16 protein-coding genes and 1 pseudogene are annotated in these 21,468 nt (G+C 73.7%); 12 read left to right on the forward strand and 5 right to left on the reverse strand.

Annotated features, from left to right (window positions below):
* The first annotated feature begins 63 nt into the window (after nt 1-63).
* The 3 genes from ACIQTO_RS28215 to ACIQTO_RS28225 all read left to right on the forward strand — a co-directional run bounded on the left by ACIQTO_RS28215 (nt 64) and on the right by ACIQTO_RS28225 (nt 2,704).
* Nucleotides 64-867, forward strand: a complete 804-nt coding sequence (locus ACIQTO_RS28215; protein ID WP_402393567.1) for an MBL fold metallo-hydrolase — start codon at nt 64-66, stop codon at nt 865-867.
* Nucleotides 868-873: 6 nt separating this feature from the next.
* A complete protein-coding gene (locus ACIQTO_RS28220) occupies nt 874-1,305 on the forward strand; it encodes a nuclear transport factor 2 family protein (protein ID WP_402393570.1) in 432 nt (143 codons plus the stop codon).
* A 139-nt stretch (nt 1,306-1,444) separates the two neighbouring features.
* Nucleotides 1,445-2,704 (forward strand): NAD(P)/FAD-dependent oxidoreductase, encoded by a 1,260-nt coding sequence (locus ACIQTO_RS28225; protein WP_402393573.1) that lies wholly within the window; start codon nt 1,445-1,447, stop codon nt 2,702-2,704.
* 36 nt (nt 2,705-2,740) lie between these two features.
* Here ACIQTO_RS28225 and ACIQTO_RS28230 read toward each other — a convergent pair whose 3' ends face one another.
* The 5 genes from ACIQTO_RS28230 to ACIQTO_RS28250 all read right to left on the reverse strand — a co-directional run bounded on the left by ACIQTO_RS28230 (nt 2,741) and on the right by ACIQTO_RS28250 (nt 10,678).
* Nucleotides 2,741-3,433 (reverse strand): O-methyltransferase, encoded by a 693-nt coding sequence (locus tag ACIQTO_RS28230; RefSeq protein ID WP_402393576.1) that lies wholly within the window; start codon nt 3,431-3,433, stop codon nt 2,741-2,743.
* A gap of 148 nt (nt 3,434-3,581) precedes the next feature.
* Nucleotides 3,582-5,189 (reverse strand): alpha/beta hydrolase, encoded by a 1,608-nt coding sequence (locus ACIQTO_RS28235; RefSeq protein WP_402393579.1) that lies wholly within the window; start codon nt 5,187-5,189, stop codon nt 3,582-3,584.
* Nucleotides 5,190-5,443: 254 nt separating this feature from the next.
* Nucleotides 5,444-6,712, reverse strand: coding sequence for an MFS transporter (locus tag ACIQTO_RS28240; RefSeq protein ID WP_402393581.1), 1,269 nt, complete (start codon nt 6,710-6,712; stop codon nt 5,444-5,446).
* 226 nt (nt 6,713-6,938) lie between these two features.
* Nucleotides 6,939-8,720, reverse strand: a complete 1,782-nt coding sequence (locus tag ACIQTO_RS28245; protein ID WP_402393584.1) for an ATP-binding cassette domain-containing protein — start codon at nt 8,718-8,720, stop codon at nt 6,939-6,941.
* Entirely contained in the window at nt 8,717-10,678 is a 1,962-nt protein-coding gene (locus ACIQTO_RS28250) for an ABC transporter ATP-binding protein (RefSeq protein ID WP_402393587.1), read from the reverse strand. The genes ACIQTO_RS28245 and ACIQTO_RS28250 overlap by 4 nt, the downstream gene beginning before the upstream one ends.
* A gap of 886 nt (nt 10,679-11,564) precedes the next feature.
* On the opposite strand from ACIQTO_RS28250, the gene ACIQTO_RS28255 reads away from it, so the two are divergent.
* The 9 genes and pseudogenes from ACIQTO_RS28255 to ACIQTO_RS28295 all read left to right on the forward strand — a co-directional run.
* On the forward strand, nt 11,565-12,983 hold the full coding sequence (locus ACIQTO_RS28255) for a condensation domain-containing protein (protein WP_402393588.1): 1,419 nt from the start codon (nt 11,565-11,567) through the stop codon (nt 12,981-12,983).
* A gap of 185 nt (nt 12,984-13,168) precedes the next feature.
* Nucleotides 13,169-14,056, forward strand: a complete 888-nt coding sequence (locus ACIQTO_RS28260) for a diiron oxygenase (protein ID WP_402393591.1) — start codon at nt 13,169-13,171, stop codon at nt 14,054-14,056.
* Nucleotides 14,057-14,232: 176 nt separating this feature from the next.
* Entirely contained in the window at nt 14,233-15,087 is an 855-nt protein-coding gene (locus ACIQTO_RS28265; RefSeq protein WP_402393594.1) for an aminoacyl--tRNA ligase-related protein, read from the forward strand.
* A complete protein-coding gene (locus tag ACIQTO_RS28270; RefSeq protein ID WP_402393597.1) occupies nt 15,074-16,132 on the forward strand; it encodes an NAD(P)H-dependent flavin oxidoreductase in 1,059 nt (352 codons plus the stop codon). The genes ACIQTO_RS28265 and ACIQTO_RS28270 overlap by 14 nt, the downstream gene beginning before the upstream one ends.
* 4 nt (nt 16,133-16,136) lie before the next feature.
* Nucleotides 16,137-17,150, forward strand: coding sequence for a class I SAM-dependent methyltransferase (locus ACIQTO_RS28275; RefSeq protein ID WP_402393599.1), 1,014 nt, complete (start codon nt 16,137-16,139; stop codon nt 17,148-17,150).
* 98 nt (nt 17,151-17,248) lie between these two features.
* Nucleotides 17,249-17,488 (forward strand): acyl carrier protein, encoded by a 240-nt coding sequence (locus ACIQTO_RS28280; protein WP_329491118.1) that lies wholly within the window; start codon nt 17,249-17,251, stop codon nt 17,486-17,488.
* On the forward strand, nt 17,485-18,150 hold the full coding sequence (locus ACIQTO_RS28285) for a cysteine hydrolase family protein (protein ID WP_402393602.1): 666 nt from the start codon (nt 17,485-17,487) through the stop codon (nt 18,148-18,150). Before ACIQTO_RS28280 ends, ACIQTO_RS28285 begins: the two co-directional genes overlap by 4 nt.
* A 297-nt stretch (nt 18,151-18,447) precedes the next feature.
* Nucleotides 18,448-20,805: a molybdopterin cofactor-binding domain-containing protein gene (locus ACIQTO_RS28290; RefSeq protein WP_402393605.1), complete on the forward strand. Its 2,358-nt coding sequence runs from the start codon at nt 18,448-18,450 to the stop codon at nt 20,803-20,805.
* Nucleotides 20,806-20,889: 84 nt separating this feature from the next.
* Nucleotides 20,890-21,336, forward strand: a pseudogene (locus tag ACIQTO_RS28295) ((2Fe-2S)-binding protein); the annotation flags it as partial.
* Between the last annotated feature and the right edge of the window lie 132 nt (nt 21,337-21,468).

Consider the following 21,468-nt stretch of genomic DNA (forward strand, 5'->3'; position numbering starts at 1 on the left):
TGCTGGGCGGCGACGCGTGCCCGGTGTACGGCGGCCGGGCCGGCCCGAGGAAGGACACCCCGCATGAGTTCCCTCGACTTCGAGGTCGTCGACAGCCCCGACAGCTCGCTCAACAAGACCTCCGTGCTGGTGACCGGGCCCACCGACGCCCTGCTGGTGGACGCCGGGTTCACCCGCTCCGACGGGCGCCGGCTGGTCGAGCGGATCCGGGCCACCGGCAAGCGGCTGACCACGGTGTTCGTCAGCCACGGTGACCCGGACTTCTACTTCGGCGCCCAGGAGGTGCAGGACGCCTTCCCGCAGGCGCGGTTCCTGGCCACGGCGTCCACCGTCGAGCACATCCAGGAGTCGTACGAGGGCAAGCTCAAGGCCTGGGCACGCCTCGGACCGGAGCTGCCGACCCGCCTGGTCCGGCCGGAGGTGCTGCACGGCGACGAGATCGTCTTCGAGGGGCACCGGTTCGAGCTGCGCGGCACCGACTTCCACCTGCCGGACCGGCACTACCTCTGGCAGCACCACCACCGGGCACTCCTCGGCGGGGTGCTGCTCTTCGAGGGCCTGCACGTCTGGACCGCCGACACCCCGACCCCGGCGCAGCGGGCCGCCTGGATCGACCTGCTGGACGGCATGGAGGCGCTGGAACCGGAGTTCGTGGTGGCCGGTCACCGGACCGCCGACGCGCCCACCGACGGCACCGCGATCGTGCACACCCGTGACTATCTGCGCGCGTTCGAGACGGAGATCGGCCAGGGGGCCGACGCGGCGGCGGCCAAGGCGGCGCTGGAGCGCCGCTACCCGGGCCTCGGGATGACGCTGGCGGTCGACCTCGGGACGAAGGTCGCCAAGGGCGAGATGGTCTGGGGCTGAGCCGCGATGATCGAGATTCCGAGGTCCGAGATGTCGTTCGCCGAGTCCGACGCACCCGCCGACGTGGTCCGCCGCCAGTACCTGGCCTCGGCACGCGGCGACCTGGCCGCGCTGCGGGCCACCCTGGCCGAGGACGTCGAGTGGACGGAGATGGCCGGCTTCCCGCTGGCCGGTACGTACCGGACCCCGAAGGGCGTCACCAACGGCGTGATGGAGCGGCTGGCGACCGACTGGGAGGACTGGACGGCGCACGACGACAGCTACGTGGTGGCCGGTGAGAACGTGGTGGTGCTGGCCCGCTACACCGCGGTCAACCGGGCCACCCGCCGGCCGCTCGCCGTGCGGGTGGCCCACCACTTCACCGTGCGCGGCGGCCGGATCGTCCGCTTCGAGCAGTTCGTCGACACCGCACTGGTCCGCGACGCAGCGACGCCCTGACCTCTTAACGTAAAACCCAACTCACCCCTACTTCACCCGTTCGGGGGAGCCTGTCGCGGCGCGCCCCGCGTGGCCTCGACAGGCCCTTCGACCGGCGGCAGGCTGTCCGTGATTCCAGCCGGAGAGCGAGGGGTTCAGCATGACCACGGACACTGCAGGAACGGCCGACGGCAGCGGGCGCGAGCGTCCGTACGTCATCGTCGGCGCCTCCCTGGGCGGTGCGAAGGCGGCCGAGGCCCTGCGCGAGGCCGGTCACCAGGGCGGCATCGTCCTGATCGGCGCCGAGCACGAGCGGCCCTACGAACGGCCGCCGCTCTCCAAGGGCTACCTGCTGGGCAAGACGCCGCGCGAGAAGATCTACGTCCACCCGCCGCAGTGGTACGCCGACCACGACGTGACGCTGCGTCTGGGCACCGCCGTCACCTCGGTCGACCCGGCCGCGCACACCGTCACACTCGCCGACGACGGCCGGATCGAGTACGCGAAGCTGCTGCTCACCACCGGTTCGGTGCCGCGCCGGCTGCCCGTGCCCGGCGCGGACCAGGAGGGCGTGCACTACCTGCGCCGGGTCGAGGACAGCGACCGGATCAGGGCGGCGCTGACGCCGGGTGCCCGGGTCGCGGTGATCGGGGCCGGCTGGATCGGCCTGGAGACGGCGGCCGCGGCGCGGACGGCGGGCGCCGAGGTCACCGTGCTGGAGGCGGCCGAGCTCCCCCTGCTGCGGGTGCTCGGCCGCGAGGTCGCGCAGGTCTTCGCCGACCTGCACCGCGACCACGGGGTGGACCTGCGGTTCGGCGCCCAGGTCGAGGAGCTGACCGGCAAGGACGGCACGGTCACCGGCGTCCGGCTCGCGGACGGCACGACGGTGGCGGCGGACACGGTGATCGTCGGCATCGGCATCGCCCCCGACACGGCGCTCGCCGCCTCGGCCGGGCTGGAGCTCGACAACGGGGTGAAGACCGACCAGCACCTGCGCACCTCCGACCCGGACATCTACGCGGCGGGCGATGTCGCCAACGCCTTCCACCCCCTGTTCGGCCGCCACATCCGGGTCGAGCACTGGGCCAACGCGCTGAACCAGCCGCAGACCGCCGCCCGCGCGATGCTCGGACAGGACGCGGCCTACGACCGGGTTCCGTACTTCTTCACCGACCAGTACGACCTGGGCATGGAGTACACCGGCTACGTCGAGCCCGGCGGCTACGACCGGGTGGTCTTCCGCGGCGACCCCGCCACCCGCGAGTTCATCGCGTTCTGGCTCACCGACGGCAGGGTGCTCGCGGGCATGAACGTGAACGTCTGGGACGTCACCGACCCGATCCGCGACCTCGTCCGCACCGGCCGGACGGTGGACCCGAAGACGCTCGCCGACCCGTCCGTTCCCCTGACGGACCTCTGACGAGGGACGCCCGGCGGCGCGCCGCCCCGGTCGTCGTCAGGCGGTGACCAGGGCGAGGACGAAGCCGTCGTAGCCCTTCTCGCCGACGGTCTGCACGGCGGTGGCGGTCAGGCGGGGGTGTGCGGCGATCTGTTCGGTGAAGGTGCGGACGCCCTGGACGCGCGGGTCGGTGCTGGCCGGGTCGGTGACGGCTCCGTCGCGGACCACGTTGTCGCCGATGATCAGGCTGCCGGGCCGGGTGAGGCGCAGCGCCCACTCCAGGTAGGCCGGGTTGCTGGGCTTGTCGGCGTCGATGAAGACCAGGTCGAAGGGCTCGCCGACCTCCTGCTCCAGTTGCGGCAGGGTGTCCAGGGCCCGGCCGGTGCGGAGTTCCACGATCCCGGCGAGGCCGGCCCGTTCGATGTTCCGGCCGGCGACGGCGGCGCACCGCTCGTCGGCCTCCAGGGTGACCACCCGGCCGCCCTCGGGCAGCGCGCGGGCGAGCCAGATGGTGCTGTAGCCGCCGAGGGTGCCGATCTCCAGCACCCGGCGGGCGCCGTGCACGCGGGCCAGCAGGGCGAGCAGCTTGCCCTGGTTGGGCGCCACCTGGTGCGGGGGCAGACCGGCCGCCTCGCTGTCGGCGACGGCGGCGAGCAGGGCGGCGTCCTCCTCGACCAGCAGGCCGTTGAAGTAGCTGTCGACGGCGGTCCAGGTCTGCTGCGGGTCCGGTCGGCCGGTCTCCGTGGTCATCTGCGGGTTCCCTTTCCGTACTGAGTGAGTTCCGAAGAGAAACTTACCCGGTGTCCGGGCCGGACGGAGCACCGGCCCCCTGCCACGGGGGCAGGGGGCCGGCGATCGGTCGGGTGCGGGCCGTCAGGGACCGGCCGTCGGGGTGCGGTCAGGCCACCGGCGGGAAGGCGTCGGCATCCGGCTTGAGGAGCCTGCCGGGGGCCGGCACCGCCTGGTTCACCAGGTACGAGGTGACCAGCTTGTTCAGCTCCGTGCTGCGGCCGACCGCGCAGTGCTCGATCACGTCGACGCTGACCAGGACGGCGCTGCCGAGCTGGCGCTGCATGCGCTTGGCGAAGGTGTACTGGGTGGCCGGGTCGAAGGTGTTGCCGATCACCATCACCGGGGTGGCGGTCCGCCGGTTCCACGGGCCGGTGTACCGCTCGACGTCGCGCGCCGGAGCCGGCCAGGTCGCGCAGGCGGGTGCGTCGAAGGCCTGGTAGCGGCCGAAGGTCGGCGCGTCGCGCTCCCAGGAGCGGGCCGCGTTGGCGAAGACCCGCGGGTTGGACGGGTAGGGCTTGTCCTGGCAGTTGACGCCGTAGTAGGAGTCGTCGGCCGAGTACGGGGTGTCCGCCGGGGCCTCGCGCAGCGCCGCGGGCACGGTCACGGCCAGGACGTTGGCGTCGTCCGCGTTCTTCGGCGCCGCCAGGGCGGGGGCCTTCTGCTGCCGGAGCACGTCGTCCAGCGCCTGCAGCGAGATGGCCAGCGGTGCCTGCCGGCTCTGCGCGTAGAGCGCGTTGGCGACCTGGCTGGTGAAGCTGGACAGCGTCACCTGGGTGCCGTTCGGCAGGGTGACCGGGGAGGTGCGCAGGTGGTCGCGGATCGCGTCGAACCTGGCCCGGGTGTCGCCGGTGCCGAAGGCGCAGCGCGGCGCGCCGGCCGCCTTGCACCGCTTCAGGTACTCGTCCAGGGCGAGTTCGAAGCCGTCCGCGCGCTGCTTGTCGTACTCGAGGCCGTTGTGCAGCCGCAGATTCGGGTCGACGTTGCCGTCGATGATCAGCGCCCGGACCTTGTCGGGGTACATGTTGGCGTAGGTGGCGCCGATCAGCGTGCCGTAGGAGAACCCGGCGAAGCTGAGCCGACGGTCACCGACCCCCCGGCGCATCCGGTCGAGGTCGCGGACCACGTTCTCGGTCGACATGTGCTCGATCAGCGGGCCGGCGTTGCGGTCGCAGGCGTCGGTGTACTCCCGGGTGGCGGCCAGCGTGCCGTCGATCTCGGCCTTGGTGACCGGCACCCCGACCAGCCGGTCGAAGACGCCGTTGGCCTCCTCGTCGGTGGTGAAGCACTTCAGCGGGTTGCTCCGGCCGACGCCGCGCGGGTCGAAGCCGACCAGGTCGAAGCGGGCCTGGACCTCGGGCTCGAAGCGGCTGGTGGTCGCCCAGAGGTAGCCGCTGCCGCCCGGGCCGCCGGGGTTGAGGAACAGTGAGCCGATCCGCTTCGCCGGGTCGCCGGCGCGCCGGCGCAGCATGGCGATGCCGATCTTCTCGCCGGACGGGTCCGCGTAGTCCAGCGGCACGGGGTAGACGGCACAGTCGTAGATTCCCGGGTCCGGTTGGGACGGGTCGGGATTGCACGGTGTCCAGGCGACCGGATCGACCCGGGCCTCGGCGGCCGCCGGACCCGGATCCGGCGCCGCCGACGCGGCGACGGCGGTACCGGCGACGAGCGCGAACGCGCTGGCGACCGCCAGCGCAAGACTGGTGATACGGGACACGTAACCTCCTCCGGTTCTGCAAACCCGGTCAGCCTGGCAGCCGGTGCTCGGGAGGGGAAGACCACGTACGGTCGTAGATTCTTCTGACGTGACGTCATCTGTCCGGCGATTTCCGGTATCGGAGCAGGATCTGGCGCAAAATCCACCGCACCGTGACCGTACATCGCCACCTCGCGACGGGACCGGCAGGACAGGACAGGCGGGAGCGGTACAGGCGGGCGCGACGGGACCGGTGACGGCCGGTCAGGCGCCGGTCAGGCCCGCGCGGGCACGGCCTCCGGCGCCTCGCCCCCGGCCTCGCTCGCCGCCGCCGCTCCCGGGCGCCGGCGCTCCGCCCACCGCACCGCCGGCCCCATCGCCCAGCCGGCCGCCGCGAAGAGCCCGCCCAGCAGCAGCCAGCCGGGCACGCCCCAGGTCAGCAGCAGCGTGGTGAGCAGCAGCGGTCCGACCGTACGGGCCACCGCCACACCCGAACCGAAGAACCCCTGGTACTGGCCGGTCTGATGGGCCGGCGCCAGGTCGAAGGCGATCTGCCAGGAGCCGGCCGACTGCCGCAGCTCACCGGCGACCTGGAGCACCGCCGCAGCGACCAGCAGTGCGCCCAGCGCCCAGAGCGGCAGACCCCCGGCCGCCGCCAGGGCGAAGACCCCGCAGGAGGCGAGCAGGACGAACCCGGCCTCGCGCACGGATCGCGAGGCCGTCCGCAGCCCGGTGACACGGCGGGCCACCCGCACCTGGAACAGCATCACCCCGAGCGTGTTGAGGACGAACAGGGCCGAACCCAGCCAGCCGAGCCCGGGCGCCCGGTCGGCGATCCAGAGCGGAATCACCAGGCTGAGCAGCGGCATCCGCAGCAGCAGCACGGTGTTGAGCAGCGTCACGACGGCGAACGGCTGGTCGGAGAGGACCTCCAGCTTGGGCGCGGCGCCCGTCAGGTCGCGGCCGGGCGCCACCACGGGCAGCCGCAGCAGCATCAGCCCGGCCGACAGGAACCCCAGCGCGGTGACCAGGAAGGCGGCGAGGAAGGCCGCCCTCGTCCCGACCGTCAGGACGACACCGCCGAGCGCCGCGCCGAGCGCCAGGCCGGCGTTGAGCGTCGACTGCAGCCGGGCGAGCAGGGCCGTGCGCTCCGCACGGGTCACCAGGCCGCCGATCAGCGCCTGGCGCGCGGCGGTGAGCCCGGACTGCGTGGTGGCGTACAGGGAGGCCGCGACCAGGAACGCCGCGAAGGACTGGACCACCAGGAAGGAGGCGACGACCGCGCCGGTGGCGACGGCCAGCAGCACCGCCGTGCCCCGCGGCCCGCGCCGGTCGGCGAGGTGGCCGAGCGGGACTCCCGCCAGCGACCCGACCGCCCAGGCCACGGCGAGGCCGAGGCCCAGCCGGGCGGGCGAGAGCCCCACGATGCGGGTGAAGTAGAGGGCCGAGCAGGTGAAGTAGGCGCCGTCGCCGATCGAGCTGATCAGCTGGGCGGCGGCGAGGGTCCGTCGGGCCCCGGCCGGCGGAATGGAACGAATCGACACAACTCTCCCGGGTCGGGCGGCCGTCGGCCGCTCGGTCGCACTGACAGGATCAATGCTAGGGAGCAGGTGTACCGCTGGAAAGAGCCAGTGATCTTCTATGGGAGTGGGCCACTTGGGAGCGGGAGGCCCGGTCCGCCGGTTCGGGACAGCGGGGACGGCCGGGGACGGCGAGGGCGGGCGCGGCCCCGGACGACGGGGGCGGGAGAACGGTCCCGCCCCCGTCCGCTCACCGGTAGACGCGCGCCTGCAAACGGTAGAGCTCGGCGTACAGGCCGGCCTCGGCCGCGAGTTCGGCATGGCTGCCGACCTGCGACACCCGCCCGCCCTCCAGCACCACGATCAGGTCCGCCATCCGCACCGTGGAGAAGCGGTGCGACACCAGGAGGGTGATCGCGCCGGTGTCGGCCCGGGCCTGCGCGGCGAGGTCGGCGAAGCGCTCGAACAGGGCGTGCTCGGCGGTCGCGTCCAGGGCCGAGGCCGGTTCGTCGAGCGCCACCAGCAGCGGGCGACGGCGCATCAGCGCCCGGGCCAGACCGAGCTTCTGCCACTGCCCGCCGGACAGCTCGGCCCCGTCGCCGTAGCCACGGCCGAGCAGCCCGTCGAGGTCGCCGTCGACGCGGGCCAGTGCCGCGCCGCAGTCGGCGGCCTCCAGCACCTGCGCGAGCGCGGCGTCGTCGTCCAGCCGCTCCAGGTCCCCGATGCCCACGTTGTCCCGCAGTCGCAGCTCCAGCCGGGCGAAGTCCTGGAACAGGGTGGCCACCCGGCGCTGCCAGAGCTGCGGGTCGCACTCCTCCAGGTCGACACCGTCGACCAGGATCCGGCCGGCGGTGGGCCGGTAGAGCCCGCACAGCAGCTTGACCAGGGTGCTCTTGCCGGCCCCGTTCTCACCGACGACGGCGAGCGCGGCGCCCGCCGGGATGTCCAGGGTGACGTCGTCCAGCACCGGTCGCTCCTGGCCCGGGTACCGGAAGGTGACGCCCTCCAGCCGGATGCCGGCCGTCATGGCCTCGGGGACGACACCGGCCGGCGCGACCTCCGGGCGCGGCTCGCGCAGCCCGTCCAGCCGCTGCAGGGTGCGGCCGGCGCCCTGCAGCACCGAGAGCAGCGTGAGCGCGCTGGAGACCTGCAGGCTGACCTGCGCCGCGAGCGTGATGACCAGGATGACGTCGCCGATACCGGCGCCCACCCCGGCGTTCACGGTCTGCCGGGCGACCAGGTAGATCGCTCCGCCGTACGCGGCGGCGAAGGCCAACTGGCCTGCGGCGCGCAGCAGTCCGGCCTTCGCGTGGGCGCGGGCCAGGGTGCCGGTGGCCCGCCGCCAGTCACGGCCGTGGCGCTCGATGAGCACCGACGCGGCGCCGGACAGCCGGACCTCCTTGACGGAGGCGTGGGTGGTGGCGAGTTCGAGCAGGTGCCGGCCCAGCCGGTTCTCCGGCGCGGTGGCCTCCTTGCCGCGGTCGACCAGGAGTTGGGCCCGGTTGCCGACCAGCACCGGCACCACGGCGAACAGCGGGAGCAGCAGCAGCCACGGGTTGAGCAGGCCGAGCAGCACCGCGGTGACGGCCATCTGCAGCCCCAGGCCGCCGAGTTGGAGCACCGCTTCGAGCGCGGCCCTGGTGCGCGGCAGCTCCTCGCGGATCAGGGTGAGGGCGTCGGCGACATCGGCGCGGTCCAGCTTCTCCAGACCGCGGTCGCCGTGGGCGATCGAGATCACCTCGGCCTGGAGGCTGAGCTCCTCCAGCTCGCCCAGCTCGAAGTAGGAGAGATGGGCGAAGTGATTCATCGTCAGTTCGACGACCAGCAGCAGGGCGGTGGTCAGCGCCAGCCAGGTGGCGGCCGGTCCGGTGCCCTCGATGGCGGCCGTGGTCAGCTCCTTGAGGCTCACCGCGATCAGCGGCGTGGCCAGGTAGCCGACGGTCATCAGCAGGACGGCGTGGGTCAGCCGGCGGGAGTCGCAGTGCGCGGCGAGCCGCAGCAGGCGGCGCACGGCGTGGAACAGTGTGGTCATCGGGCACCCACCGGGCGCATGGTGCGGTCCTCTTCCTGTCCTTCGGCCCGGTCGTCGCCGGAGCTCCCACCGGAGTCCTCGTCGCGCGCGAACCGCTCCGCCTGGATCCTGAACAGCTCGGCGTAACGGCCGTCGAGCTCCATCAACTCCTCGTGGGTGCCGCTCTCCACCACGCCGCCGTCGGCCAGCACGACGATCCGGTCCGCGCGCCGCACGCTGGAGAAGCGGTGCGCGATGATGACGCTGGTGATGCCCTCGGTCATCTCCAGGAAGCGGTCGAAGAAGGCCGCTTCGGCCCGGACGTCGAGTTGCGCGGTGGGCTCGTCGAGGATCAGCAGCGAGGCCCCGGCGTCCACCGCGAGCAGCGCGCGCGACAGCGCGATGCGTTGCCACTGCCCGCCGGAGAGGTCGCTGCCGCCCTCGTACTGGGTGGACAGGACGGTGTCCAGACCCTTCGGGAGCCGCTCGACGATCTCGGCCGCACCGGCCCGTTCGGCGGCGGCGAGCAGCGCCGCGCGGTCGCCGAGCAGCTCCGGGCGGCCCATCCCGATGTTCTCGGCGGCGGTGAGCTGGTAGCGCGTGAAGTCCTGGAAGATGACGGCGATCCGGCGCTGCCAGTCGGCGGCGGACAGCCCGGCGAGGTCGGTGCCGGCGGCGGTGATCCGGCCCCCGGTGGGCTGGTGGAGCCCGGCCAGCAGCTTCACCAGGGTGGTCTTGCCGGAGCCGTTGAGCCCGACGATCGCGGTGGACCGGCCGGGCAGCAGCTCCAACTCCAGCCCGCGCAGCACATCGGGACCGTCCTCCTGGTAGCGGAAGGCCACGCCCTCGAAGCGGATCGGACCGTCGACGGCGGGCGGCCCTTCGGCGGCCGGGCCGTCCAGGGCGGTGCGCGGCACGGGGACGCGGGCCCGCGCCAGGGCCTCGAAGCGGACCAGCGAGTCGTAGGCCGCCAGCCCGTACTGGGTCTGGACGTCGCTCTCCGGGAAGTAGACGCCGAAGCGCATCGGGATCAGGACGGCCTGGAGGGCCACCGAGAGCTGGAGCAGCGACAGCGTGCCGTCGGCTCCGCTGCGGGCCAGGACGACGAGCGCGGCGCCGCCGCCGAGCAGCCCGACCACCGCGAGGCCGACGAAGGGCCAGAAGAGCAGCCGGCGACGCCCCGTCCAGAGCGGCTCCAGGTAGTCGCGGGCCTCCTGCTCGTGGCGGCCCAGCAGCCAGGGCAGCAGCCCCAGCATCCTGGTCTCCTTGGCGAGTTCGGGCCCGCCGGCGGCGCGGCGCAGGTAGCCGACCCGGCGGCGCGGGCCGGCCAGCGACCCCAGCAGGGTCGCGAAGCGCCCGAGCGAGCCGCGCTGGCCGAAGCGGATGACCAGCGCGGTGACGGCCACCATGACCCCGGGGGCGATACCGAGCGTGACCGTCACCATGACGGCGGCACCGGCCAGTTGGGCGTAGCGGGCGACCAGCGCCAGGGCCCCGGCGGCGGCGTCGCCCGGGGTGGGCCGGGCCCGGTCGAACGCGCTGCGGGCGTCCGAGAGCAGGTCGAGCACGTCCTGCCGTTCCAGCTCCGCCGCGGGCAGGTCGTTCAGCGCGCCGTCCATCAGCCGGCCGATGCAGGCGCCGTCGACCCGGCGGGTGACCACCTCACTGATCACGGTCTGGAACGGGGTCAGCAACTGCTGCAGGACGAAGGCCCCGACGGCGATGCCGAGCGCCGAGGCGACCTTCTCCCAGGCCGCCCCCGCGGTGCCCCCGGCCGCCGCGGCGGCCGGGATCTCCGCGATGACGCGGCTGGTCCAGGCGATGAACGCGATCGGCAGCAGTCCGACCACGAGGTGGACGAGTACGGCCGGCACGAGCAGACCGGCACCGGCGTGGCGCAGCAGCTCGACAACGGCGCGCCAGCGCCTGATGCGGCTGCCGAGCCATCCGGCGTCGGCAGACGGAACGGAAGACGGCACCTTGAAAACCCCCGTGGACAGATGTGCTGACGAAGCCGACGGGCCGCTGTGCCGCTGGACCGACGAGCTGGGTGAACTGGGAGACGCGAACCGGACGGACGGAGCCGGCGAACCGACGAGCCGGCGGGCAGGGAGAGCGGACGCGTGAAGCGGCGTCGACCGCGGTCGTTCGTACCGGTGCTGGAAGACACCCCGAAGCAGGACCGGCGGCTGTGCGGTGCGGCGCGAGCAGGAGCCTCGGGGTACCCGGGCGGTCGGCGGAAGGGGCGGGCGTGGGTGACATCCGATTTTGTTCCGCTGCTGCTCATGATCGTGCGCCGCGATCAGCTTGGACTAGACCAGTAGTCACGTCAAGGAATTCGCGGAACTGCCGGCCCGGGGCGGGCACGGCGGTTCGGCCCGGCCGGCCGGGCCGCCGGAAGATGCTGGACAACCGGAAGCGGGGGTCGCTAGGGTCCGAAGCGGAATGGAGCAAACCGGCCGGCAGGTCGGTGCCTCCGTCCTTCACCTCGGACCGGGGTCGACGTGGGCCGCCGCCCGATCGGTGGCCCCGCACCTCTGGAAGCCGGACCGAGGGCCAGGCCGCACAAGCCAGCCCCACCTCCGCAGCGTCCCAGCACCGCAGCGCACCAGCACCGCAGCCCCCTACCGCGGCACAGCCCCACCCACCGCACAGCCCCGCCTCGCGCTCCGCCGAACCGGCCGCGCGTGGCGGCCGCGCGGCCTGCCCGCACGTCCCCGAACGACGCACCGCACCCCCGAGGCGCCCCACTGCCGTGGCGCCCGGCCGAGGACGCGGCAGCCCCGACCGCACCACGCCGTCACCCGCACCACGCCGTCATCCGACCGCGCCGCCTGACGCAGCGCAGCCCCGAGAGGCCAAGGCATGGAACAACGTCGCGTCGGCTCCCTCCGGTTCCAGGGGAACCGGACCGAGAGCGCCCCGATGACCTGGGGCCAGCGCGCCATCTGGAAGTCCATCCAGTGGCTCGACGAGGGCGCCCACTACTACAACATCCCCCGAGTGGTGTCCGCGCCACCCGGACTGACGGTCGCTCAGGCCGAGGCGGCACTGGGCCGACTGCTCTCCCGTCACGAGGCGCTGCGCACCCGGTTCGAGCAGACCGAGCAGGGGCCGGTGCAGTACGTCTCGGCCGCCGGCGAGCTGGCCGTCCCCGTCCACGAGGCGCCGCCGGGCCAGAGCGCCGCGGTCGCCGACGAGGTCTCCCGGGCGCTGGCCGCCGAGCCCTTCCGGCACCGCGAGGAGTGGCCCTTCCGCTGCGCCCTGGTGCTGGAGCAGGACGAACCGGCCCAGGTCGCCCTGGTCTTCTCGCACCTGGGCGTCGACTTCTGGGGCGTGCAGCAGGTCGAACAGGACCTGCGCGACCTGCTGGCCGGGCAGGAGCCGGAGCCGCCGGCCTGGCAGCCGCTGGACCAGGCGCGGTTCGAGACCGAGGGCCCAGGTGCCGCCCGCGGCACCGCGTCGGTCGAGTACTGGCGCCGGACCCTGGCCAGCGTGCCGCCCGCGATGTTCCCGCCCGCCCAGCGCGAGGACGGGAGCGAGGGCGGGAGCGGCAGTGAGGGCGGGAGCGGGGAGAAGGGCGGGTCCGAGCGTTTCGTCCGGCTCTGCATGAACTCGCCCGCCACCGCCGTGGCCGCCAGCGCGCTCGCCGACCGCTGCGGGGTCAGCACCGGCACCGTGCTGCTCGCCGGGACCGCCGCGCTGCTCGGCACCTACACCGGGAACAGCACCGCCGTCCTGCAGTTGATCGCCGTCAACCGGCACGACGAGCGCAGCCGCCGGCTGGTGGCCGCGATGACCGCCAACGCGCTGTTCTCGCTCGACGTGGCCAGGCCGACCTTCGAGGAGGTCATCCGCGCCACCTTCCTCGCCGGGATGAACGCCTACCGCTTTGCCCAGTACGACCCGCTGGTGGTCGACGGGGTGATCGACGCGGCCCGGGAGGCGAGCGGCGGTGTCCTGCGACTCTCCTCCTTCTTCAACGACGTTCGCCTGCACGACCGTTGGGAGCAACTGCCGGCCACCGACGGCTCCGCGCAACAGCTGCGGGCGCTGACCGGGAAGACCGAGGTCTCGCTGATCGGCAGCTGGGAACGCCAGGACGCGGACTTCTTCCTGCACACCACCTATGAGCCCGACACCTGCCTGCTCTATCTGATGGCCGACACCGCGCTGATCCCCCGACCGGAGATCGAACGGCTGCTGCGCGCCTTCGAGCGACTGCTCGTGGAGAGCGCCGCCGGCCGGCCGGCCCTGGACACCCTCCCGGTCGCCGGATCCTGACCCGCCCTTCCCCACCCTCCTCCCGAAGCCACACCGCGGCGCGCCCCGGTCCTCCCGAAGCGCGTCACCGGTACGCCCGACGTACGTCCCCGTACTCCCCGTACTCCCCGGGAAGGTCCCGGCAGCACTCCGGGCGTACGTCCGCCCAAGGTCCGAAGCCCCACCGTCACACAGGAGCAGCACCCATGAGCAGCACCGCACCCGCCATCTGGGACGAGGAGGTCAGCGCCGCCGTCGAGCGCCTGACCACCGCCGCCGAGAACGAGTACTACAACCCGTACCAGACCTTCGACTGGCCGGAGGGCATCCCCGAGGGCGCCCTGTGGATGAGCGAGGACCTGATGACGGTCCACGGCACCGACGCCGCCGCCGAGCTCACCCGGGAGCAGTACCTGGCACTCGCCCAGTGGGAGAGCGTCAACTTCTACAGCCTGAACGTGCACGGCATCCGCGAGCTGATGCAGGAGGTCGTGGCGCGCATCCACGCCCCGGGCTACGAGATCCCCACGCCGTTCTTCCACCACTTCCTGGGGGAGGAGAACGAGCACATGTGGTTCTTCGCCGAGTTCTGCCTGCGCTACGGCGGCAAGCTCTACCCCAACCGGGCGATGAGCTTCGGCGACCAGAAGCACTCCGCGCTGTTCGACAACTTCATCGTCTTCAGCCGGATCCTGATCTTCGAGCAGATCGTCGACCACTTCAACAGCAAGATGGCCGCCGACACCGCGCTGCCGGAGACGATCCGGGCGATCAACCGGGTCCACCACCAGGACGAGTCCCGGCACATCGCGTTCGGCGCCCAGCTGGTCCGGGCGCTCTGGGACCGGCTGCGCGAGGCCGGCGACGAGCAGGAGCTGGCCGCCGCCCGGCAGTACATCGAGAAGTACATCAACGCCTCGATCCAGCAGCTGTACAGCGTGGACGTCTACCGCGACGCCGGCATCCCCGAGCCGTTCGCCTTCCGCACCCGGCTGCTCGCCGACCCGGCCCGGGGGCCCGTCCACGACGCCATCGTCAGCCGCACCACCGCCTTCTACCGCCGGATCGGCGTGCTCGCGCCGAAGACCGCCTGAACGCGAAGACCACCGAACAACCACCGAACACCGAAGACCACCGAACACCGAACGCCGAGGACCGTCCGGACGCCGAAGGCCACCCAACGCCGAAGGCCGCCGGACCGCCACGGCACGCGCGACACCCGAAACCGGAACACCCACCGGATCAGCCACGAGAACGAGGTCCCGCCCGCATGACATCGACCGTAGAGCCCGCCCCGCCCGCCGCCGTCCGGCTGCGCGACCCCGGCCCCGGCCTGGTCGCCCTCGAACCCGACCGGGCCGCCCTGCTGCTGGAGCTCGACGCGCTCTTCACCGACCTCGCCGAGCAGGTCGCCGCACCCGCCGTGGTGGGCCCGCCGCTGCTGCCCGTGCAGGGCCTGGCCAAGCTCGACTACTTCCGTAACTTCCCCCACCTCGGGGTGCTCGCGGCACGCCTGTCCGAGCAGGCCGTCGACGAGCTGGCGGCCGGTGCGGAGGCCGGCCGGCAGCCCGTCGAGCCCACCGGCTACGTACTGCCCTCGGCCACCTGCTACGGCGTGCTGCTCTCGCTGGCCGGCCAGGAGGTCGGCGAGGAGCTGCGGCTGACCGCCGTCGGCCGCTGCTTCCGCAACGAGGACCACTACGACGGCCTGCGCCGGCTCTGGGGCTTCCACATGCGCGAGGTCGTCTACTTCGGCTCGGCCGACGGCGCCCGCGACCACCTGGCCACCTCCCGGGTCTTCATCGAGGAGCTGGCCGAGCGCCTGGGCGTCGAGCTGTCCTACCAGCCCGCCAACGACCCGTTCTACGACCGGACCGGCTCCCGGGCGAAGCTGATGGCCCTGGACCCGGTGAAGTACGAGTTCGTCGCCACCGACGGCACCGCGATCGCCTCGGTCAACCGCCACCGCAACTTCTTCGGTGAGCGGCTCGGCATCACCGCGGGCGGGCAGACCGCGCACAGCAGCTGCACCGCGTTCGGCGTCGAGCGCTGGGTGCACGCCATGCTGCTCGCCCACGGCAGCGCCGACCAGGCCCTGGCCCGGGTGCGCGATGTCCGCGGCTGACACCGGGGAGCGGGCCGGGGTGCTCGCCGCGGCCGAGCGCGGGGCCGCCGCGCTCGGGGTGGAGTTCCCCCTGGTACAGGCCGGTATGGGCGGCATCGCCGGGCCGGCCCTGGCCGCCGCCGTCAGCGGGGCGGGCGCGCTGGGCACGGTCGCGCTCTACAAGGGCGACCGGGCCCTGGTCGTCGAGCTGATCGGCGACACCGCCCGCCGGACGACGCGCACCTTCGGCGTCAACCTGATCCCCGAGGTCTCGGGCCGGCTGCTGCGGGAGCAGATCGACGCGCTGATCGAGGCGGCCGACCGGCAGCTCGTCCTCAACAGCTACGGCCTGCCGCCCGAGGCCGAGGCCCGCCGGGTGCTCGCCGCCGGTCACCGGCTGCTCGTCCAGGTCGGCACCCCCGGCGACGCGGCCGCCGCCGCGGCGCTGGGCGCCCACGCCGTCGTCCTCCAGGGCACCGAGGCCGGCGGCCACCACCTCGGTGACCGGCCGCTGGACGAGCTGCTGGCCGCCTACGACCAGGAGGTGCCCGCGCTGGTGTCCGGTGCCGTCACCGACGGCGCCGGGCTGCTGGCCGCGCTCCGGGCCGGGGCGGGCGGGGCGCTCTGCGGCACGGTCTTCGTGACCACCGCGGAGTCCGCCGCCCACGACGACTACAAGCGGGCCGTCGTCGCGGCCACCGGCGCGGACACGCTGATCACCGACCGCTTCTCGATCGGCTGGCCCGGCCGCCCGCACCGGGTGCTGCGCGGCCCGGTCACCGACACGCCCGAGCCGCCGCCGGCCACCCTGATCGCCTGGACCACCGTGATGGGGGTGCGCCGGCCGGTGCCGCGCGGCTCCGCGGCCGCTCCCACCGTCGAGGCGGAGGGACAGATCGACGCCATGGCCCGGTACGCGGGCCTCGGCACCGGCCGGATCACCGCCGTCGAGCCCGCCGGCCGGGTGGTCGCCCGCTTCCGCGACGAGTTCCGGGCCGCCCTGGCCGGCGACCCGCCCGCCGTCCCCGCCTCCGCCGGCCCCGCCCACCCCTCCGAAAGGACGTGACCTCATGGCCCTGGATCTCGGACTGACCCAGGTCAGCCAGCTGGCGTTCGGCTACTGGCACTCCCAGGTACTGATCGCCGCCGTCGAGCTCGCGGTGTTCGACGCGCTCGCCGACGGCCCGCTGAGCGTCGAGGAGGTCGCCGAGCGCTGCGCCGTCCCCGCGGACTCCGCCCTGCGGCTGCTCGACGCCGCGACCGCCCTGCGGCTGCTGACCCGTGACGCCGACGGCGGGTACGGCAACACCCGGACCGCCGAGCGCCTGCTGACCACCGGTTCGCCGGAGTCGCTGGTGCGCTGGGTGCGGGTGATGGGCCGCTGGTACCAGCCCTGGGGCCGGCTCGGCCAGGCCCTGGAGCAGGGCCACGCGGTCGAGGACCGCAGCGAGCGGCTGACCGACGACCCGGCGTACGTCGAGGACTTCATCCTCGGCATGCACGAGTACAACTCCCGTACCGCGGAGGCCGTCGCCCGGGCCCTGCCGAGCGAGGACGCCCGCCGGCTGATCGACGTCGGCGGCGGTGCGGGCAGCTACAGCATCGCGTTCTGCCGGGTCTGGGAGGGGCTGCGGGCCGAGGTGGTCGACCTCGCGCCGGTGGTCGAGCTGGCCGGCAAGGTGATCGGCGAGGCCGGCCTGGCCGACCGGGTCACCGCCCGGACCGGCGACTACTACCGGGACGCCTTCGGCACCGACGCGGACGTCGTCCTGCTCTCCAACGTGCTGCACCAGGAGAGCCCGGAGAACTGCCTCTCCATCCTCCGGCGTTCGGCGGCGGCGCTGCGCCCCGGCGGCCGGGTGCTGGTGCACGGCCACTTCCTGGAGGAGTCGCGCACCGCGCCGGTGTTCACCACCCTGCACAACCTCTCCGCCCTCGCCCTCTGGAGCGGCGGCCGCAGCTACACCACCGACGAGATGGCCGAACTGATGACGGCGGCCGGCCTGTCGGACATCGAGGTGCTGCCGACGGCCGAGCAGTCGGCCCGCCTGCTGGTGGGCCGCACCGCCCCCGGCGCGGACTGAGCCCGGCGCCACCCCGTCCCTCCACCGTCGCCGTCGGCACCGCGGACGTTCACCGCGGACGCCGCCGTCGGACCCCTTCGAACCTCCCAGGAGCTGTCATGCAGCAGATCATCGAGTGGATCAACGCCAAGAACCCGGAGCTGGACCGGGAGATCGACCGCGAGGAGGACCTGATCGAGGGCCGCCTCATCGACTCCCTGGACTTCCTGGAGTTCATCTACCTGCTGGAGAGCATCTCCGGCCGCACCATCGACCTCCAGGAGGTCAGTGTCGACGACTTCCGCACCGTCGAGCGGATCGAGCAGCGCTTCCTCGCCGACCTCATCGAGGCGGCATGACGACGCCCGACCCGCACCTCGCGCCGCACCCGGAGTCCTCCGCCCTGGTCACCATCGACCTGCAGCGGGACTTCCTCTCCGACAGCCCCTACGGCATCCCCGGGACGACCGAGGTCCTGCCGCAGGTGCGCCGGACGGTCGAGGCCTTCCGCGCCGCCGGCCGCCCGGTCGTCCACATCGTCCGGCTGTACGAGAAGGGCGGCGGCAACGCCGACCTCGTCCGCCGTACGCTGCTGGCCTCCGGTACCGAGCTGGTCTCCCCCGGCTCCGAGGGGAGCCGGCTCGCCCCGGCGCTCGCTCCGGACAACGCGCCCCCGCTCGACCCCGAGCTCCTGCTGGCCGGGCAGGCCCAGGAGTTGGGGCCGAACGAGTACGCGATCTTCAAACCGCGCTGGGGCGCGTTCTACCGGACGCCGCTGCAGGAGCTGCTGGAGCGGCACGGCGTGGACACCGTGGTCCTCGTCGGCTGCAACTTCCCGAACTGCCCCCGGGCCACCCTGATCCAGGCCAGCGAACGGGACTACCGGGTGGTGGCCGTTCCCGACGCGATCTCCCGCACCAGTGAGCAGGGCCTGGCGGAGGTCGCCGGCCTGGGCGTCCAACTGCTCGACACCGCCGAACTGCTCGCGCGGTTCGGGTTCCCGGTGGCCGAGGAGAGCTGACGCCCGCGCGCGGTCGGAGCGGACCCGTCCACCCGGACGAGACCGCTCCGACCGCGCGCACCCCACGCCCCGGAGCGGGCCGCCCACCCACCGCCGGCCGGGCCGCGAAGCCCCCGGACCGCACCCGCACCCGAGGGATGAACCTCCGTGCGAGCACGGACCGGCCTTCACCCGGTCGGCGGTACCGAAGCGGCCACCGCACGGTGCGGTGCCGTCCGTATCCGCCCCATCCGACATCCCCACAGATGCCCGTTCCGGACCGAAGTGCCCGTGTTGACCGGCCAGTAACCCCCTCCTATGCTCGACCGCGTTCGTGATCCGGCACCGGGGCCGGGGCTGCCGAGGCCCGCCCGACCGGAGCCGACCCCGGCTCGAAGGGCTCCTGCCATCAGCACCTCCGTCGCACCCTCGGACCGCCTGCGGGACACCGCCCCGGCCGCCCCCGACCGTGCCGCCGCGCCCACCGACCGCCGCCGCTTCCTCACCTACCTGCTGGCCGCCCCCACCCTCACCATCGCCGCGCGGGCCGGCCTGGACGCCGCCGCACCCGCCGCCGCCCACGCGGCCGCCGCCGAACAGGCGTCCGCCGCACCGCAGTTGCTCGGCCTGCCCGGCATCCCCGACATCCTGGACCTCGGCGACGCACTGATCGTGGCCGGCCTGCCCACCGCCCACCTGCTGGTGCTGGAGATCGGCTCCGACGGCCGCGCCGCGCTGCACCTCCCCCGACTGGAGGTCGGCCAGGGCCTGACCACCACCATCGCGATGCTCGTCGCCGACGAACTCGACGCCCGGCTCGGCGATGTCGACGTCCCGCTCTCCGACGGCCGCCCCGACCTGCTGTTCAACCAGCTCACCGGCGCCTCCAACTCGGTACGCTCGCTGTACGACCCGGTCCGCGCGGCGGCCGCCGCCGCCCGGGCCCGGCTGGTCACGGCCGCCGCCCGCCGCTGGTCACTGCCGGCCGACACGCTGCGCACCGCCGACTCCGCCGTCCTCGCCCCCGACGGCCGCCGGGCCGGCTACGGCGAACTCGCCGCCGCGGCGGCCACCGTGGCCGTCCCGGCCGTGCCCGCCACCCCCAAGTCCCCCGACCAGCAGCGCCTGGTGGGCCGGCGGACCGGACGGATCGACGCCCGTGACATCGTCACCGGCCGCGCCACCTACGCCGGCGACCTCGCCGTCCCCGGCGCCGTACCGACCGTGGTCGCCCGCCCGACCACCATCAACGGCACCCTGAAGACGCTGGACGCCTCCGCCGCCCGCACCATGCCCGGCGTCCTCGGCGTGGTGCAGATCCCCACCGGCGTGGCGGTGCTTGCCGAAACCTTTGACCAAGCGCTCAAGGCCCGCGACGCGCTGCGCACCTCCTGGAACCCCGGGCCGGTCGCCGCGCTCTCCGACCCCGACATCCGGGCCCGGCTGCGCGCCGCCCACGCCCCGTTCCTCGTCCCCCCGCTGCTCACCCAGTACGTGGACGGCGAGTTCGACTTCGCCTTCGTCAACCACGCGCCCATGGAGGTGCTGACGGCCGTCGCCGACGTGCGCCCCAACCGCGCCGAGATCTGGTTCGCCTCGCAGACCCCGATCGTGGCCCAGCAGAGCATCGCCGCCGAACTCGGCCTGCCGCAGGACGCCGTCACCGTCCACGTGGTGCGCGGCGGCGGCTCGTTCGGCCGGCGGCTGTTCTTCGACGCCGCGCTGGAGGCCGCCCAGATCTCCCGGGCGGCGGGCCGCCCGGTCAAGCTGATGTGGACCCGCAACGACGACATGCGCCACGGCCGGATGCGCCCCGCCAGCCACCACCGGGTCCGCGCCACCTACGGGCTGGGCCAGGTGCTCAGCTACGAGCACCGGGTCGCCACCGTGCAGACCGACTTCCGGCACGGCCTCGGGGAGGCCCTCACCGCCGCCGGGTTCAGCCTCTCGGTGGCCGGGATCAGCCTCGCCCAGGCCTTCTTCCTGCTCAGCGAGAAGAACCCGTACAACGTCGGCATCCCGACCCAACTGCTCTCCGAAGTACCGCTGGAGATGCACACCGGCAGCTGGCGCTCGGTCTACTCGGGCACCGTCCGGGTGGCCGACGAGATCATGATGGACGAACTGGCCCGGCGCCTCGGCCAGGACCCGGTCGCCTTCCGCCGGGCCCGGCTGCGCGACGCCGGGGGCCGGGCCGTCCTGGACAAGGTCGCCCAGGCCGGCCGGTGGGGCCGCCCGATGCCCGCCGGCCAGGCCCAGGGCATCGGCTACCACGACGAGAACGGCGGGCGGGTCGCCTACCTGGTCGAGATCGACACCGCCGACCCCCACCTGCCGCGGGTCACCCGGGCGGTGATCGCCGCCGACCTCGGCCGCGTGATCAACCCCAGCGGCCTGGAGGCCCAGTTGACCGGTGCGCTGATCGACGGCATCTCGGTGATCCTGCAGGCCGGCAACCACATCGACCACGGCGCCGTCCGCGAGGGCAGCTTCGCCGACTTCCGCTACGCCCGGCAGCGGCACACCCCGCCCTCGGTCGAGATCCATCTGCTGCCGCCGAGCGGACCACCGGGCGGCGCGGGCGAGTTGGGCGTCCCGGCGGCCTCGGCCGCGGTCGCCAACGCCTATGCCCGCGCGACCGGCACCGCCCCGCGCTCCTTCCCGCTCGACTTCTGAGCCCGCCGCCCGGCTCCCCCGGCGGCTCCGGCCCCGCTGACCCCGCCCGACCTCCCCCGACATTCTCGAAGGGCCCAACTCCCCATGCCCAGCCACACCTTCGTCCTCAACGGGCAGCCGGTCACCGTCGAGGCGCCGGACGACATGCCGCTGCTCTGGGTCCTGCGCGACAAGCTCGGTGTCACCGGTCCCAAGTACGGCTGCGGGGTCGGGGTCTGCCGCGCCTGCACCAGCCACCTGGACGGCGCCGAGTTCCAGCCGTGCACCGCCGCGGTCAAGGACTGCGCCGGCCGCGCGGTCACCACCATCGAGGGCCTCGCCGACGGCGAGATCCTGCACCCCGTCCAGGAGGCCTGGCTGGAGTGCGACGTCGCCCAGTGCGGCTTCTGCCAGCCCGGCCAGATCATGACGGCGGTCGCCCTGCTGCGCCGCACCCCGAACCCGACCGACGCCGACATCGACCAGATCCAGAACATCTGCCGGTGCGGCACCTATCCGCGGATCCGCGAGGCGATCAAGAAAGCGGCCGCCGCCGGCCTGACCGCCCCGGGGCAGGCCGCCCCGACCACGGCCGGACTCGGGTCCGCCGCCCCGACCACGGTCGGCCCCGGTGTCCCGACCCGGGCCACGACCGGCCTCGCACCCGGGCTCGCGCCCCGGCCC

The sequence above is a fragment of the Kitasatospora sp. NPDC091207 genome, from assembly GCF_044768625.1.
In the GTDB taxonomy this organism is placed as follows: Bacteria; Actinomycetota; Actinomycetes; order Streptomycetales; family Streptomycetaceae; genus Kitasatospora.

Excerpts from the sequence above, each read along its gene's own strand:
- ACIQTO_RS28215 (WP_402393567.1), top strand. The coding sequence starts at position 64 with ATGAGTTCCCTCGACTTCGAGGTCGTCGACAGCCCCGACAGCTCGCTC.
- ACIQTO_RS28245 (WP_402393584.1), bottom strand. The coding sequence starts at position 8,720 with ATGACCACACTGTTCCACGCCGTGCGCCGCCTGCTGCGGCTCGCCGCG.
- ACIQTO_RS28270 (WP_402393597.1), top strand. The coding sequence starts at position 15,074 with ATGTCCGCGGCTGACACCGGGGAGCGGGCCGGGGTGCTCGCCGCGGCC.
- ACIQTO_RS28260 (WP_402393591.1), top strand. The coding sequence starts at position 13,169 with ATGAGCAGCACCGCACCCGCCATCTGGGACGAGGAGGTCAGCGCCGCC.
- ACIQTO_RS28275 (WP_402393599.1), top strand. The coding sequence starts at position 16,137 with ATGGCCCTGGATCTCGGACTGACCCAGGTCAGCCAGCTGGCGTTCGGC.
- ACIQTO_RS28265 (WP_402393594.1), top strand. The coding sequence starts at position 14,233 with ATGACATCGACCGTAGAGCCCGCCCCGCCCGCCGCCGTCCGGCTGCGC.
- ACIQTO_RS28225 (WP_402393573.1), top strand. The coding sequence starts at position 1,445 with ATGACCACGGACACTGCAGGAACGGCCGACGGCAGCGGGCGCGAGCGT.
- ACIQTO_RS28280 (WP_329491118.1), top strand. The coding sequence starts at position 17,249 with ATGCAGCAGATCATCGAGTGGATCAACGCCAAGAACCCGGAGCTGGAC.
- ACIQTO_RS28285 (WP_402393602.1), top strand. The coding sequence starts at position 17,485 with ATGACGACGCCCGACCCGCACCTCGCGCCGCACCCGGAGTCCTCCGCC.
- ACIQTO_RS28290 (WP_402393605.1), top strand. The coding sequence starts at position 18,448 with ATGCTCGACCGCGTTCGTGATCCGGCACCGGGGCCGGGGCTGCCGAGG.
- ACIQTO_RS28220 (WP_402393570.1), top strand. The coding sequence starts at position 874 with ATGATCGAGATTCCGAGGTCCGAGATGTCGTTCGCCGAGTCCGACGCA.
- ACIQTO_RS28230 (WP_402393576.1), bottom strand. The coding sequence starts at position 3,433 with ATGACCACGGAGACCGGCCGACCGGACCCGCAGCAGACCTGGACCGCC.
- ACIQTO_RS28255 (WP_402393588.1), top strand. The coding sequence starts at position 11,565 with ATGGAACAACGTCGCGTCGGCTCCCTCCGGTTCCAGGGGAACCGGACC.